General features: G+C 42.0%; 13 protein-coding genes and 1 pseudogene. 6 read left to right on the top strand and 8 right to left on the bottom strand.

The features are described from left to right. Window positions 1-58 precede the first annotated feature (58 nt). From J8L73_RS12900 to J8L73_RS12875, 6 genes and pseudogenes are all read left to right on the top strand, one after another. Window positions 59-532, top strand: a complete 474-nt coding sequence (locus J8L73_RS12900) for a flavodoxin family protein (protein ID WP_211017631.1) — start codon at window positions 59-61, stop codon at window positions 530-532. 65 nt (window positions 533-597) lie between these two features. After that, window positions 598-1,110 (top strand): DsrE family protein, encoded by a 513-nt coding sequence (locus J8L73_RS12895; RefSeq protein WP_211017629.1) that lies wholly within the window; start codon window positions 598-600, stop codon window positions 1,108-1,110. Further along, window positions 1,110-1,748 (top strand): SGNH/GDSL hydrolase family protein, encoded by a 639-nt coding sequence (locus J8L73_RS12890; protein ID WP_247659652.1) that lies wholly within the window; start codon window positions 1,110-1,112, stop codon window positions 1,746-1,748. Before J8L73_RS12895 ends, J8L73_RS12890 begins: the two co-directional genes overlap by 1 nt. A 191-nt stretch (window positions 1,749-1,939) precedes the next feature. Beyond that, window positions 1,940-2,347: pseudogene (locus J8L73_RS12885) on the top strand (EAL domain-containing protein); the annotation flags it as partial. 56 nt (window positions 2,348-2,403) lie between these two features. Further along, complete coding sequence (locus J8L73_RS12880; protein WP_210999868.1) at window positions 2,404-2,925, top strand: hypothetical protein; 522 nt, start codon at window positions 2,404-2,406, stop codon at window positions 2,923-2,925. Window positions 2,926-3,231: 306 nt separating this feature from the next. Then, on the top strand, window positions 3,232-3,918 hold the full coding sequence (locus tag J8L73_RS12875) for a LuxR C-terminal-related transcriptional regulator (RefSeq protein WP_210999867.1): 687 nt from the start codon (window positions 3,232-3,234) through the stop codon (window positions 3,916-3,918). Between the two features lie 98 nt (window positions 3,919-4,016). On the opposite strand, the gene puuE is transcribed toward J8L73_RS12875, so the two are convergent. From puuE to xdhA, 8 genes are read right to left on the bottom strand one after another with little or no spacing between them, the layout of a single operon-like run. Next, the gene (puuE, locus tag J8L73_RS12870) at window positions 4,017-4,949 is read right to left on the bottom strand and encodes an allantoinase PuuE (protein WP_211017627.1); all 933 of its coding nucleotides are present in this window, start codon (window positions 4,947-4,949) and stop codon (window positions 4,017-4,019) included. Between the two features lies 1 nt (window position 4,950). After that, on the bottom strand, window positions 4,951-6,162 hold the full coding sequence (locus tag J8L73_RS12865) for a urate hydroxylase PuuD (protein WP_211017617.1): 1,212 nt from the start codon (window positions 6,160-6,162) through the stop codon (window positions 4,951-4,953). A 4-nt stretch (window positions 6,163-6,166) separates the two neighbouring features. Then, window positions 6,167-7,531 (bottom strand): guanine deaminase, encoded by a 1,365-nt coding sequence (gene guaD / locus J8L73_RS12860; protein WP_211017615.1) that lies wholly within the window; start codon window positions 7,529-7,531, stop codon window positions 6,167-6,169. A gap of 2 nt (window positions 7,532-7,533) precedes the next feature. After that, entirely contained in the window at window positions 7,534-7,884 is a 351-nt protein-coding gene (gene uraH, locus J8L73_RS12855; protein ID WP_247659651.1) for a hydroxyisourate hydrolase, read from the bottom strand. After that, a complete protein-coding gene (uraD, locus tag J8L73_RS12850; RefSeq protein WP_211017613.1) occupies window positions 7,881-8,381 on the bottom strand; it encodes a 2-oxo-4-hydroxy-4-carboxy-5-ureidoimidazoline decarboxylase in 501 nt (166 codons plus the stop codon). The genes uraH and uraD overlap by 4 nt, the downstream gene beginning before the upstream one ends. Further along, on the bottom strand, window positions 8,378-9,268 hold the full coding sequence (gene xdhC / locus J8L73_RS12845) for a xanthine dehydrogenase accessory protein XdhC (protein ID WP_211017611.1): 891 nt from the start codon (window positions 9,266-9,268) through the stop codon (window positions 8,378-8,380). Before xdhC ends, uraD begins: the two co-directional genes overlap by 4 nt. Then, entirely contained in the window at window positions 9,261-11,600 is a 2,340-nt protein-coding gene (gene xdhB / locus J8L73_RS12840) for a xanthine dehydrogenase molybdopterin binding subunit (protein WP_211017603.1), read from the bottom strand. Before xdhB ends, xdhC begins: the two co-directional genes overlap by 8 nt. Beyond that, window positions 11,587-13,095 (bottom strand): xanthine dehydrogenase small subunit, encoded by a 1,509-nt coding sequence (xdhA, locus tag J8L73_RS12835; RefSeq protein WP_211017601.1) that lies wholly within the window; start codon window positions 13,093-13,095, stop codon window positions 11,587-11,589. Before xdhA ends, xdhB begins: the two co-directional genes overlap by 14 nt. Window positions 13,096-13,280: the final 185 nt, after the last annotated feature.

The raw sequence follows: 13,280 nt of genomic DNA, 5'->3' as shown, positions 1-13,280 counted from the left end.
ACCTCAATATAACTTGAGGTTTTAAGCTTCTTTCAACATTAAAAAAGGAGCTAACTAAATGCAACAAAAACTTGAGCGTAGCACGGTTATTATTTATTCAAGCGCACGTAAAAATGGCAATACACAGGCGCACGTTAACAGCTTTGCTGAGCAAAATAATGTGCGGGTAATATGCTTAGATGATTATAAAATTGCGCCATACTGCTACAGTAAAAACTATAAAAACGATGACTTTTACGCAGTATTTGAAGCACTTTTAACGTATGACCATTGGGTGTTTGCTTCACCCGTTTATTGGTACAGCACCACAGTACAAATGAAATTATTTATTGATAGAATAACCGATTATATGGACGATGAAGCATTAAAACCTAAACTTCGTAGTTTACGCAGTAAGCATTTTTCGGTGCTTTCTAATGCCTCATCAAGTGAAGCCCCCGCCTGTTTTATAGAGCAGTTTAAAAATACGTTTAGCTATTTAGGCATGCAGTTTATTAACCACAGCCATAAAAGTACCCAAAAGGTTGCTTAAATTGCAGCCTTTTTTGGTTGTCTCTGGTAGTTTAGTAATATGCTTAAAAAACAAAGGATAGTTTTATGAAATATTTACTATGGTTAGTGCTACTTTTTAGCCCTTTAATAAATGCAGCTGAGCAACCAATTAAAGGGTTTGGTAATTATTATGATGTACCCGAACACGATAAAATTAATAGCTCTACGGTATTTAAAATAGCATTTGATGTTGCCGATGGCGCTGAAAAAGGCACGCAAAATAATTCAATAAATTCGCTTGCGCGCTTTATCAACATGCATGTAGCGCATGGCGTAAAGCCTGAAAACATACAACTTGCATTAGTTGTGCACGGCAGCGCAAGTGTTGATGTATTAGCTAATAGCGAATATAAAAAGCGCTTTAGTGCCGGCAATAAAAACCAAGCCTTAATTAAGCAGTTACTTGCTAATAACACTAAAGTGTATGTATGCGGGCAATCGGCTACTCACTTTAAAGTAACGCCAGCGCTTTTAATTGATGGTGTAAAAATGTCGCTTTCAGCGATGACTGCTCACGCGCAACTTCAACAACTAGGTTATACGCTCAATCCATTTTAATGACTCAAATAATAAAAAATATACTTTGCTTTGGTGACTCAAATACATGGGGATTAAACCCTAAAACGGGTAAACGTTTTGATGAAAATACTCGATGGACATCACTGTTAAATAAAAACCTAGGGGCTGGTTTTAATGTGATAGAGGCTGGGCAGCCAAATCGTACTTTGGTAAATAATCCGCCGTTTGACGGTGTGCTGAGCGGTGTTAGTTACTTAAAACCTTATTTAGATGCGTATGAGCTTAATTTTATAATAATTGCATTGGGTACTAACGATCTAAAAAAACGTTTTGATTTAACGCCAAGCACAATTGCAAACGGGTTAAACGACTTAATTAATGCCATAAAAATGTATTATCAATCAAAGAGTAACCCTGTGCCTCAGGTTGTTGTTATTTGCCCTGCTAAAATAAGATTAACTGGACAATATGCTCGCATTTATAACGGCGCCGATGCCAAGCTAAAATCGCTGTTTAACGAATTTAAGAAAATAGCTGATAATCATAAATACGAATGTTTAAGTTTGAGTTCGATTGAGGTATCAGCTGAGGACGGTATTCATTTTAATGCAAAAGAGCATGTAGATATCAGTCACAAAATGGCAAATATAATAGGTCGGTTAACGGGTGGTGATTAAGTCTATCTGGCTGAATTTAATGAAATTCATGTAATTCCCCACTTCAATCGCGATATTACTATCTGGCAGGTAAAAAGGGCTGTTTAGTCTGATGGGTAGTCTCTTTTTTATCTTATGAAACGGGTCAAGCGTGCAATAGTAATAATGCTAATTATTGTACAGCGCTGCATCTACCTTGGAGTACGTTTTTTCAAATAATCATTTGTTTAGAAATCACGGAAGATGAATACCTTGATACACGTATTGCCCTCGCTCAGTTTAGAACCTTGGTTGAGTCTGGTTTTTATTTGTCGTTAGATGGCTTTGGTACCGATTACTCACATTTGAGAAATTTACAAAATTTGAGTTTTCATCAACTTAAAATCGACCGAACATTCGTTCAAGATATAGCGACTGAGGGTTTCAAAGCGTCGATGAACCCTAATATTATGGAGCTTGTATATAAATTTGATTACACCTGTGTGGCAGAGGGCATAGAAACCTTTGAACAAGGTGCTACATTAAAAACATCAGGTGCGCATTAACGGACAAGGTGGATGTATGGAAAGCCTGTGACGGCCGCTAAATCTAAAACGTTTTTATCTAAACTAAGTTTTTAGATCTTAAATACTACATTAAACGTAAAGTTATGATATTCATAAAATTAGGGCTAGATATGTTCAAATTAATAATAAGTGTGTTTGCATTTTTGCTGTTGAGTGCGTGTTCTGCTCAATACCCAAATCAGCAGGTAAAGGGTGAGCACTTTCCAAGTATTAGCGGCGAAAGCCTAGAAAAACAAAATGTCTCTATTCCTAATGATTTTAAAGCAGCTAAAACACTTTTACTCCTTGGCTACAAGCAAGATAGCCAGTTTGATATAGACCGCTGGTTAATAGGGTTAGACATGGCTGGGGTGTCGATTCCTACCTACGAGCTACCTACTATCGCCGGTATGGCACCGCGTATGTTTAGCACATTTATAGACAATGGGATGCGCAAAGGTATTCCTAAAGAGTTATGGGGTGGGGTGATCACTATTTACAAAGATGGTGACGCTGTTCAAAAATTCACAGGCAATGAAAGCCCAAACAACTCGCGTGTAGTACTTATAAATAGCAGTGGCGAAATTTTATATTTTTACGACCGTGGTTTTTCGGTAGATGCACTTAATAAGTTAAAGGAAAATATAAAGTAAGGGTAGTTTAAGAGCTTCGACATAGGTTCTATCTATATAAATATTTTTTGACTTCATTATAGACTCGCTAAACGCTAATTAACGTTGCATGTATTAAGAAATATTATAAGTACAGCCCAGTTAAACATACTGATTAGATGTATGGATATTAACGGGTTAGGATGCTATTTTATTTGTAACGTTATGTTATGTAATAGTTTAATCTAATAGTGTTAGTGAAAAACATGCAGTTTCTCATACCAAAATCGCATTGTAACTTTGGAGTAATTTCGGTAATGTAGTTTAAACATTTCAAGGATGAGATTTATGTCGCAGCAGGCTATTTTTGTAAAAACCACATTCCAATCATCTTTTCACAGTGAAAGTTACACAACCATTCTAAAAACTATACAGGCGCTTTTTGGCGACATCAAAATGGACGATACTTTGCCCAAAGCTGAACAGCGTAGCCAGTATTATTTATTTTTAATTGATGGTTCTAAAAACAATTGGCATGACCTGATACCTGCTGATTTAATATGCCTTGCCAAACAACACTGTATTGTTATTTTTAACGTAGACAAAGACAGTGTTTGTGAAAAAAACTTATTGCTAAATCATATAAATGGTGTGTTTTATAAATCAGACGAACCTGAAGATATTTTTAAAGGATTAGTAAGGGTAAGTGCCGGAGAGCTTTGGTTTACTCGTAAGGTCATTTCTCAAGCATTTAACGATATACTCGCTGTGACGACTTCATTTAGTAGCTTAAAAGATAAGGTAGAGCGTAAGCAAGATGATTACGCTCATTTAACTAAGCGTGAAAAGTCGGTTATTCACTTAATTGCACAAGGAGCGAGCAATAATATTATTGCTGATAAGCTTAATATTAGCGATCACACTGTAAAAACTCACTTGTACAGCGCGTTTAAAAAAACCAACTCTCGTAATCGAATTGAATTAGCTAACTGGGCTCAGCGTTACATATCGGTCTTACTACCGTTGGTTAAATAATTTAGTATTCCTGAGGTGCCCTTAAGCCCGGCTTTGCTGGGCTTTTTGTGTTTTATGATAGGTGGAATAAGCTATTAGAGTGTATTTTGAATAGATAACTAGGCTTTTTTATACGGGTGGGTTTTAAGCCAGTGCTCGGCGATTTGTTCGCGCGTGGCAAACCATACCTGCTCATGCGCGCTGGCATATTCAAAAAACCTTGCTAATGCTTTTATTCTTCCTGGTCTGCCAATTAAGCGACAATGTAAACCTATCGACATCATTTTTGGGGCGTTTTCGCCTTGTGGGTCACCTTCTTCATAAAGCGTATCAAAGGCATCTTTCAAATAATTATAAAACTGATCGCCGGCGTTAAAACCTTGCACAGCTGCAAAGCGCATATCATTTACATCAAGGGTGTAAGGTACTATTAATTGTGGTTTACCTTCTTTAATACTGTAAAAGGGTAAGTCGTCGCTGTAATCGTCGGCATCATATAAAAATGTGCCATTTTCTACCACAAGGGCTGCTGTGTTGGGGCTTGTACGCCCGGTGTACCAGCCTGTGGGCTTTTTACCAGTAAGCGTTTGAATGATCTCAATGGCTTTTTGCATGTGCTCGCGCTCGGTTTGCTTATCTATATGTTGATAATTAATCCAGCGTAGGCCATGGCTTGCTATTTCGTGCCCTGCATCAACAAAAGCTTTAGCTACATCGGGGTGGCGCTCAAGCGCCATCGCCACGGCAAAAATGGTGACCGGTATATCGTATTTTTTAAAGAGTTTAAGTAAACGCCATACACCTGCTCGCGAGCCATATTCGTAAATAGACTCCATGCTAATATGGCGGTCTTCTACATGTGGAGCGCTGACTATTTCAGATAAAAATGTTTCGGCCGCTGCATCACCATGTAATACACAGTTTTCGCCGCCTTCTTCGTAATTTAATACCACTTGCACAGCAATGCGGGCTTTATTGGGCCAATTTGCATGGGGCACCTGTGATCCATAACCAACTAAATCGCGCGGGTAGTGTTTAAATTGCTCGCTCATGTTATTGCTCCTTTTTAAGCGTTGTGAGCCAAGAGCCTAGCGTTTCGCGCTCTGCATCAGTCATTTTGGTCATATTTGCCAATGGCATGTCTTTGGTTATAACCGCGCGGGTATGAATAAGCGTGCTGGCTTTTTTTACATCAGCAAGTGAGTCGAGCTTAAAGCCAAGCGGCGCTGTTTGAAAAAGTTTTGATGTAGGTGTGTCACTGTGGCACTGTGTACAGTGCTTGCTGATTATATCCCACGCTTGAGTGTCGGTAATGCTTGCTTGTAAAGGTGCGTTTTCGCCTGCATTTGTTGAGCTGCTAGGCCACGGAGCTATAGCCAGCATTAGGGCAAAAAAGGCGGCAATACCACTTATAAGTACCGAAGGTTTATTAATACCTTGGTGCTTTAAGTTAAAGTAATGGCGTATCCACATGCCAATACCAAATAGCGCAATTAATATAAGCCAGCCAAAGCTGTGGCTGTAGGTATAAGGAAAGTGGTTGCTCAGCATAATAAATACCACAGGTAACGTAGCGTAGTTATTATGAATAGAGCACAGCTTTGCTTTTAAACCTGGTGCTGAATCAGGAATACGGCCAGCTTCTACTTCGCTTACCATGTAGCGTTGCCCTGGCATAATAATGTGGTACACATTGCCAACCATACACGTACCAATAAGCGCACCTACATGAATATATACAGCGCGGTCACTAAATAGCTGGTCAACCCCGTAAGTCCAAAGGGCCAATATGCCAATAACCACAGCAATAAACGCTTTACCGTTTTCAACGAGCGGGGTTTTGCACAATAATCGATAAACACCATACCCTAAGCTAATAAAGCCAAGCGACGCGCCAATAGCGGCAAATTTACTTAGCTCACTTTTACTGTTATCGATTAGGTAAACATCGGCGCCAACATAATAAAGTAGGCTAAATAATAAAATACCGGTGATCCACGTTGTGTAGGCTTCCCATTTAAACCAGTGCAGGGTATGCGGCATTTCTTCAGGGCCATTTTGATACTTAGCCACTTCGTAAAAGCCACCGCCGTGCACGGCCCATAAATCGCCTTTTATGCCTTTGTCTTGTTTCCACTGTGGCGGAGTTTGTAAGTTATTATCAAGCCATGCAAAATAAAACGACGCCCCAATCCATGCTATGCCCGCAATCACATGAAAATAACGCAGGACTAAATGGGCAAGCTCAAATAAATAGTTTTCCATTAGGTTAAGCCTCTTCTAATTGCGGTGAATGGGTTGTTGAAAACTGCTCTTTTGCATCGCGCTTATACACGCTTTTACCCATGATGTAGGTTTGTTCTATGCAGCGATCATCGCCTAGCATCATCATGGCAAAAAGTTGCTCATGCAGGGTTTTTGCATGGCCAATTCTGAATTTTAAAAATGAGGTAGCCGCATAGTCCATTACTATAAAGTCGGCTTCACAGCCAATAGCAAAGTTACCTATAGTGCCTTCTAAATCAAGCGCCCGTGCACCACCTAAAGTAGCGAGATACATGCCTTTAAATGCTGAAAACTTTTGACCTTGTAATTGCTGGATTTTGTAAGCTTCGTTACCTGTTTGTAGCATAGAAAAACTTGTGCCTGCGCCTACATCGGTACCCATACCCACGTTTATTCCGTGCTCTTCACATCTCTTTAAATTTAATAAGCCAGAGCCTAAAAATAAGTTAGAGGTAGGGCAGTGCGATATGGCCGCGCCCTGATCTGCAAGGCAGCAAAGCTCACGTTCAGATAAATGAATACTATGGGCAAATACCGAGCGTTTACGCACCATTTTAGCTTGCTCGTAAACGCCAAGGTAATCTTCTGCTTCTGGGAATAATCCTTTTACCCATTCGCACTCGTCTTTGTTTTCAGATAAGTGTGTATGCAGGTAGGTGTCGGGGTATTCTTCTAATAATTGAGTACATTTTTGTAGTTGTTCAGGGGTTGATGTAGGCGCAAAACGTGGCGTTACCGCATAGCTTAACCTATCAACATTGTGCCATTTTTCTATCAGTGCTTTTGATTGATCGTAACTGGTTTGCGCGCAATCTGATAAGTCATCTGGGCAGTTTCTGTCCATCATAACCTTACCGGCAATCATACGTAAATTACGTTTTTGAGATTCGTTAAAAAACGCATCTACCGATTGCGGGTGCACAGTACCAAATACCAATGCGGTAGTGGTGCCGTTTCTAAGTAGCTCATCTAAAAAGCGATTAGATATATCTTTTGAATAATGCTCACAGGTAAACTTTTTTTCGGTTGGAAAGGCATATTCGGTGAGCCAGCTTAAAAGCTGCTCGCCATACGCGCCGACCATTTCGGTTTGCGGCAAATGTATGTGCGTGTCTATCATGCCGGGCATAACCAATTTGCCATCGTGGCGAATAATAGTGGCTGATTTATCTAAGCTTGGCAGTATGTCTTGCTCGTAACCAAGCTTAACGACTTTGCCGTTTTGAATAACCAATGCGCCTTTTTCAAAATAGCGATGGGCGCTTTCGCCTGCTATGGCGGGGTCGTCAACAAAGTCGAGTATGTTGGCACAAATTACGGTTATTTTATTATTGTTGTGGGTGCTCATAATTAGCTGCCTCTGTACGTTGAGTAGCCAAATGGGCTAAGCAATAACGGAATATGATGGTGTTTTTTATCTTGCAATCTAAAGGTAATTTGCGCCTCAGGGTAAAACGCGGGGGTAGGTTGATTTTTATAGTAACTATCTAAATCAAATACCAACTTATAGGTTGCAAATTCAACGTCTGTATTTAGCCAGTCGGTAATACGCCCGTCGCTATTTGTTTTACCTTGAGCAATTAATTGCCACTTGTTATTAGTGAGTAAAAACAATTGTACAGCTACATCGGCTGCAGGTTTACCAGTGCTGGTATCGAGAATATGGGTAGTGATAGGGCTTTTATTCATACTTTTATTCATATCAGGGACTCCAATCTTATTTTTGTTATTTTGGCTTGTTCGCCCGCGGCTATATTAAGCTCTGTGCTGCGGGTGTTGTGTATACGCTGCTCAATAAGTTCAAGCATTTGCTCAGCACTTTTGCCGCTGGCACACACAATAAATATAAAGCCAAATTTACTGAGGTATTCTTTATTTAGCGCAATCATTTTTTTAAGGGTTTGCTCGTTTGCTTTGCTCATTCCTGATTGTTCGTGCCCCGCTTTTTGCGCTGTAGCGGCGTACTTTTTACTTAATGTTGATAAATCGCCAATTTGCGGGTGGCCTTCAAAAGCGGCTAAATAATCGCTCTCACCTAGGCTATCCCATACGCTTTGAGCGCTCTGAAATAGGTGCTCTTTATTTTCAAATGGCATGGTATTTAGCATACCGCTTACCCAGTTAGGGGCGGCGCAACAGTGCTCTAAAGCTTGATGCGCTTGCGCTTCATTTAGGTTATTAATTTTTAAGCGACTCATGCATTTACTTCCTCTTGCGCGGTGCTAATTAAGGCATTTTTAAGTGCACGCCATTGCACACCTTGGCGTTTAGGCGCATGGGCTTGCATAGCCTGATAAAGACCAATTAACTGCCCACTAATCGAAATAGCCACTTCCATAGGGAGCTTGCCCGTTACATTTTCAAGCCCGACAGGGCAGACCATTTGCTTTATTTGCTCGGTGGTAAAATCGCGATGAGCTAAGCGCTGCTTAAAGCGTTTTGCTTTGGTATCTGAGCCAATAACGCCAAGCCAATTGGCATCGGTGCGTTTAATAATGGCTTGTGTAAGTGCAAAGTCGAGCTGGTGGTTATGGGTGAGTATTAAGTAATTATTAGCTTTGGGCGCGAGTTTAACTTGCTCTGTTGGCTCTTCATCAACCACTTTTACTACGTTATTAGGAATGTCCTGTGGGAATACATCGGCGCGGCTATCTATCCAACGTATACGCATAGGCAGCTGTGCCAATATACCAATAAGCGCTTGTGCTACATGGCCTGCGCCATAAATGTCGAGGGTAAAGCGCTCGCATTGCATGCACTCAAGCATCACGGTGGCAGCTCCCCCGCAGCACTGGCCTAAATTTGCGCCTAGGTTAAATTGCTCTATCACTTGTGTGGCCTCACCTTTGGCAAGCAGTTCGCGGGCTTTTTCTATTACTACGTATTCAAGGTGACCACCGCCAAGGGTGTCGTAAATATGTTCGCCACTTATTACCATTTTAGAGCCTGTGCCCCGTGGGGTTGAGCCATTGGTTCCAAGCACAGTCGCAATAACATAGTTAGTGCCGCTCTGCTCGTGCTCGTTTATAGCTTGCGCCCAATTTTGAGTATGAAAACCCTGAAACGACTCATTTAAATTAGCCATGTTGATGCTCCTTAAACCAGCTAGCGGTTTGCTCAATTGCATTTAATACACGCTCAGGCGTAGCAGGCGTATCAAGTGGGGCGGTGTATTTGTAATCGGCCACACTGCTGATGGCATTACGAATAGCACTCCACACACTAAAGGCCAGCATAAACGGCGGCTCGCCTACGGCTTTTGATCTAAACACGGTGGTCTCTGGGTTGGCCGAGTTATATAAATTGACGTTAAATTCGGCAGGTGTATCGCCAATAGCCGGAATTTTATAGTTAGCAGGGCCAAAGCTTGCAAGCTGGCCTTTATCATTCCATTGTAAGTCTTCGGTGGTAAGCCAGCCCATACCTTGCACAAAGGCACCTTCAATTTGCCCAATATCAAGTGCTGGGTTAATTGAGCTGCCCACATCGTGCAGAATATCAACACGCGTTACGGTGTTTTCACCTGTCAGCGTATCTACTTCTACTTCACTAAGTGCTACGCCGTGAGCGTAGTAAAAAAATGGCCGGCCTTCGCCTTTGGCTCTATCGTAATGAATTTTAGGCGTGGCGTAATAACCCGTTGATGAAAGCGATATACGATTCATGTAAGCAAGGTTTGCAAGTTCGCTAAAGCTAATTTCGCCTTTACTAAAGGTAATGAGATTATCTTTAAATACAATACTTTGGCTGTCTACCTCAAAGTGCTCACTTATAAAATTTATTAAACGCTCTTTTATGGTGTTTACCGCGTTTAGCGCCGCCATGCCATTTAAGTCGGTACCGCTTGAAGCCGCTGTTGGCGAGGTGTTTGGTACTTTGTCGGTACGGGTAGCGCTTATGCTTACTGCGTCAAAATCAACGCCAAACCCATGGGCTACAATTTGCGCTATTTTAGTGTTTAAGCCTTGGCCCATTTCGGTGCCGCCATGGTTTAAATGAATTGAACCATCACTATATACATGCACTAACGCACCTGCTTGGTTTAAGTGCTGTACCGTAAACGATATACCGTATTTTACCGGCGTCATCGCAAGGCCTTTTTTGATAATAGGCGATGTGGTATTAAAGGCTTTAATAGCCTCTTTTCGCGCCCAGTAATCCCCCGACTCTTCAAGCTGGGTTATCATATCCTTTAAAATATGCTGCTCTACGGTTTGATGATACGGCGTGGTATCGCGGCCTTTTTTGTATAAATTAAGTTTTCGGATCTCAAGCGGATCTTTACCTAACTTAGCGGCTATGTCGTCCATTATTAGCTCGCCCATGATCATGCCTTGCGGGCCACCAAATCCTCTAAAGGCGGTGTGGCTTACGGTGTTTACTTTACAGCGATTCCCTTTAATGGTGGCAGTTGGGTAGTAATACGCGTTATCTGCATGAAACATTGCACGGTCTACAATGGCATCAGATAAATCAGGCGAATAACCACAAAATCCATTTACGGTTACATCAGCGCCTTCAATTAGGCCATTTTCGTCAAACCCTACATGGTACTGGTTATAAAATGGGTGGCGTTTACCGGTAAGTTTAAAGTCGTCGCTGCGGGCTAGGCGCATTTTCACTGCACAGCCAAGGTAATAAACCGCAAGCGCTGCAAGGCAAGCCCACGGTGCGCCTTGGGTTTCTTTACCGCCAAAAGCACCGCCCATACGGCGGGTTTCTACGTTAACAAAGCTAAATGGCTTTTTTAAAATTTTAGCAACTAAGTGCTGCACCTCTGTAGGGTGTTGCGTAGAGCACTGAACATGAATCCCGCCGTCGTTATCGGGCTGAGCGAGTGCTATTTGTCCCTCAAGGTAAAAATGTTCTTGCCCGCCTATGTGTATTTCACCTTTAAGCTGGTGGGCTGCATTGTTGATGGCTTGCTCGCTATTACCACGGTTGAGTGAATGGGGCGGCCTTACCCAATGTTCTTTTTTTATGGCTTCTTTAATATCAAGTATGGGTGTGGTTTGCTCGCACTCTATAATCACTAAGCGAGCAGCGCGGCGCGCAATGGCGTAGCTGTCGGCAACGACTACCAGCACAGGTTGCCCGTGGTATTGAATTTCATGGTTAGTAAGCAGTACATCACCTGGAAATACTGGGCCAATATCAAGCTTACCGGGTACATCATCGGCCGATAAAATACGTTTAACACCTACCACTTCAAGCGCTTTACTTGTATCAATTGATTTAATAAAGCCGCTAGTAATAGGCGCAAGCACAGGGTAGGCGTGTAAGCAGCCATGGGGCTCTGGGTTATCGTCGGCGTAGTTTGCATTGCCACATACTTGTTTTATTGCACTTTCGTGGTATTTAGATTGCCCAACGCTTCCGCCTTGGGCTTTTAGTTTATCCATTTCAAAGTGACGCATGTGAGATCCTCGTAATGGCAATGTTGTTATTATTTTTATTGCTGCTTGGCTGCGTACCGCAAAACTCAATACCAATACGCTGCAGCAAGTTTTTGCTTACCGTAGTGCGGTAATGTGCGCTGCTGCGTACATCGCTCATGGGTGCAAAGTCATCATTTATAGCATTAGCGGCATCTATAAACGTGCTTACTTGTAAGGGCTGAGCATTAAGCTTTTGCTCTATATGCGCGGCGCGTTTGGGTATGGCAGCCATACCGCCCATGGCGCAGCGGGCATTACTAATTAAACCTTGTGTTTGCTCAATAGCCAGTACTAAACACACGGTAGATATATCGTCTTCAAAGCGTTTTGAAATTTTATGACACGCAAGCTTTAACGAATCTGGGCGTTTTGGCACTGTAATTTTGCTAATGACTTCGTCGCTTTTAATGACTGTTTTTTTGTAATCAACAAAGTAGTCGGCCACGTTTATAGTGCGTGTGCCTGCTGCGCTTAATAAGTCCATAGTGGCATTAAGTGCAATAAGTAAAGGGGCCGGATCGCCAATAGGAGAGGCATTTCCTATGCTGCCACCTAAGGTGCCACTGTTACGTACTTGGTTAGAGCCAAGGCGTTCAAACAGCTCCTTAGACTCAGGGTAGTAATTGTAAAAAGCGTCTACAAACTGGCTGTAAGGGAGTGCTGCACCAATATGTAGCTCGCCGTTGTTATCGCTTAATGTGCATAGCTCTTTAGCTTGGCTGAGGGATATTATTACATCGGGCAGTAGCATATTTTGGCTAAGCTCAATGGCAAAGTCGGTGCCACCAGCAACCAAGTGTGCATGGGGGTAAAGCGCTTTTAGTTCAACAAGCTGCTTAGCATTTTGTGGCAAGTAGAATTTGCGAGGGCCATTTTTTAAAAATGGAACATCGTCATCATATTGCGTATTAAGTGAGGCTTTAAACTGAGCTGCCATGGCTGAGTAAGGCTCATTTTTGCGCTCATAGCTGTAGGCTTTTTCTACCGCGAGTAAAATAGGGCTGTAACCAGTACAACGGCACAAGTTACCACCTAAAGCATGAATAGCGGCTTTTTTACCTGGGTAACTCGGGTTATTAATATAAAGCGCCAACATGCTCATTATTATACCTGGGGTACAAAAACCGCATTGCGAACCATGGCACTCTACTAATGCGCGTTGTACTGGGTGTAAGTCTTCAAGAGTTGGGTAAAGCCCAGCAGTTACAGCCTCTACGGTTACTATATGCTTTGCGTGTGCATTGCCTAATAAAAGCAAGCAGCTGTTCATGGTTTGGTAGTGCCAAACTGCGTTACCGTTTGTATTTTTTTTTTCTTCGCCGACTAAAACTGTGCACGCGCCGCAATCGCCTGTAGCACACCCTTCTTTGGTGCCCACTTTCCCTTTTTTGGTGCGTAGCCAGTCCAAAATGGTGAGACTTGGCGAGCATTCTTCTACTTCTATTGGCGTGTCATTTAATAAAAACTGAATCACACAGACCCCCTTATTTTTTATAAAGCCCTGATATGTAAAGGCTTGGCGTATATTTTTTCTTGTTGTTTGCGCACGGGTAAGAAAAATACTTTTTCATCTTGGTAAGTTTATTGCAGTTACCATGCCATTGTTGACCGTTTGGTCAGCTAGTTTTCTAGGCTAGCTTATTTAACCAACAAGCACAA

Source organism: Pseudoalteromonas sp. MMG006 (genome assembly GCF_018101025.1).
GTDB lineage: Bacteria > Pseudomonadota > Gammaproteobacteria > Enterobacterales > Alteromonadaceae > Pseudoalteromonas.
This window is presented reverse-complemented; position numbering and strand designations above follow the sequence as displayed.

Excerpts from the sequence above, each read along its gene's own strand:
- uraH (WP_247659651.1), bottom strand. The coding sequence starts at position 7,884 with ATGAATAAAAGTATGAATAAAAGCCCTATCACTACCCATATTCTCGAT.
- J8L73_RS12865 (WP_211017617.1), bottom strand. The coding sequence starts at position 6,162 with ATGGAAAACTATTTATTTGAGCTTGCCCATTTAGTCCTGCGTTATTTT.
- J8L73_RS12880 (WP_210999868.1), top strand. The coding sequence starts at position 2,404 with ATGTTCAAATTAATAATAAGTGTGTTTGCATTTTTGCTGTTGAGTGCG.
- puuE (WP_211017627.1), bottom strand. The coding sequence starts at position 4,949 with ATGAGCGAGCAATTTAAACACTACCCGCGCGATTTAGTTGGTTATGGA.
- uraD (WP_211017613.1), bottom strand. The coding sequence starts at position 8,381 with ATGAGTCGCTTAAAAATTAATAACCTAAATGAAGCGCAAGCGCATCAA.
- guaD (WP_211017615.1), bottom strand. The coding sequence starts at position 7,531 with ATGAGCACCCACAACAATAATAAAATAACCGTAATTTGTGCCAACATA.
- J8L73_RS12890 (WP_247659652.1), top strand. The coding sequence starts at position 1,110 with ATGACTCAAATAATAAAAAATATACTTTGCTTTGGTGACTCAAATACA.
- J8L73_RS12895 (WP_211017629.1), top strand. The coding sequence starts at position 598 with ATGAAATATTTACTATGGTTAGTGCTACTTTTTAGCCCTTTAATAAAT.
- J8L73_RS12900 (WP_211017631.1), top strand. The coding sequence starts at position 59 with ATGCAACAAAAACTTGAGCGTAGCACGGTTATTATTTATTCAAGCGCA.
- xdhB (WP_211017603.1), bottom strand. The coding sequence starts at position 11,600 with ATGCGTCACTTTGAAATGGATAAACTAAAAGCCCAAGGCGGAAGCGTT.
- xdhC (WP_211017611.1), bottom strand. The coding sequence starts at position 9,268 with ATGGCTAATTTAAATGAGTCGTTTCAGGGTTTTCATACTCAAAATTGG.
- J8L73_RS12875 (WP_210999867.1), top strand. The coding sequence starts at position 3,232 with ATGTCGCAGCAGGCTATTTTTGTAAAAACCACATTCCAATCATCTTTT.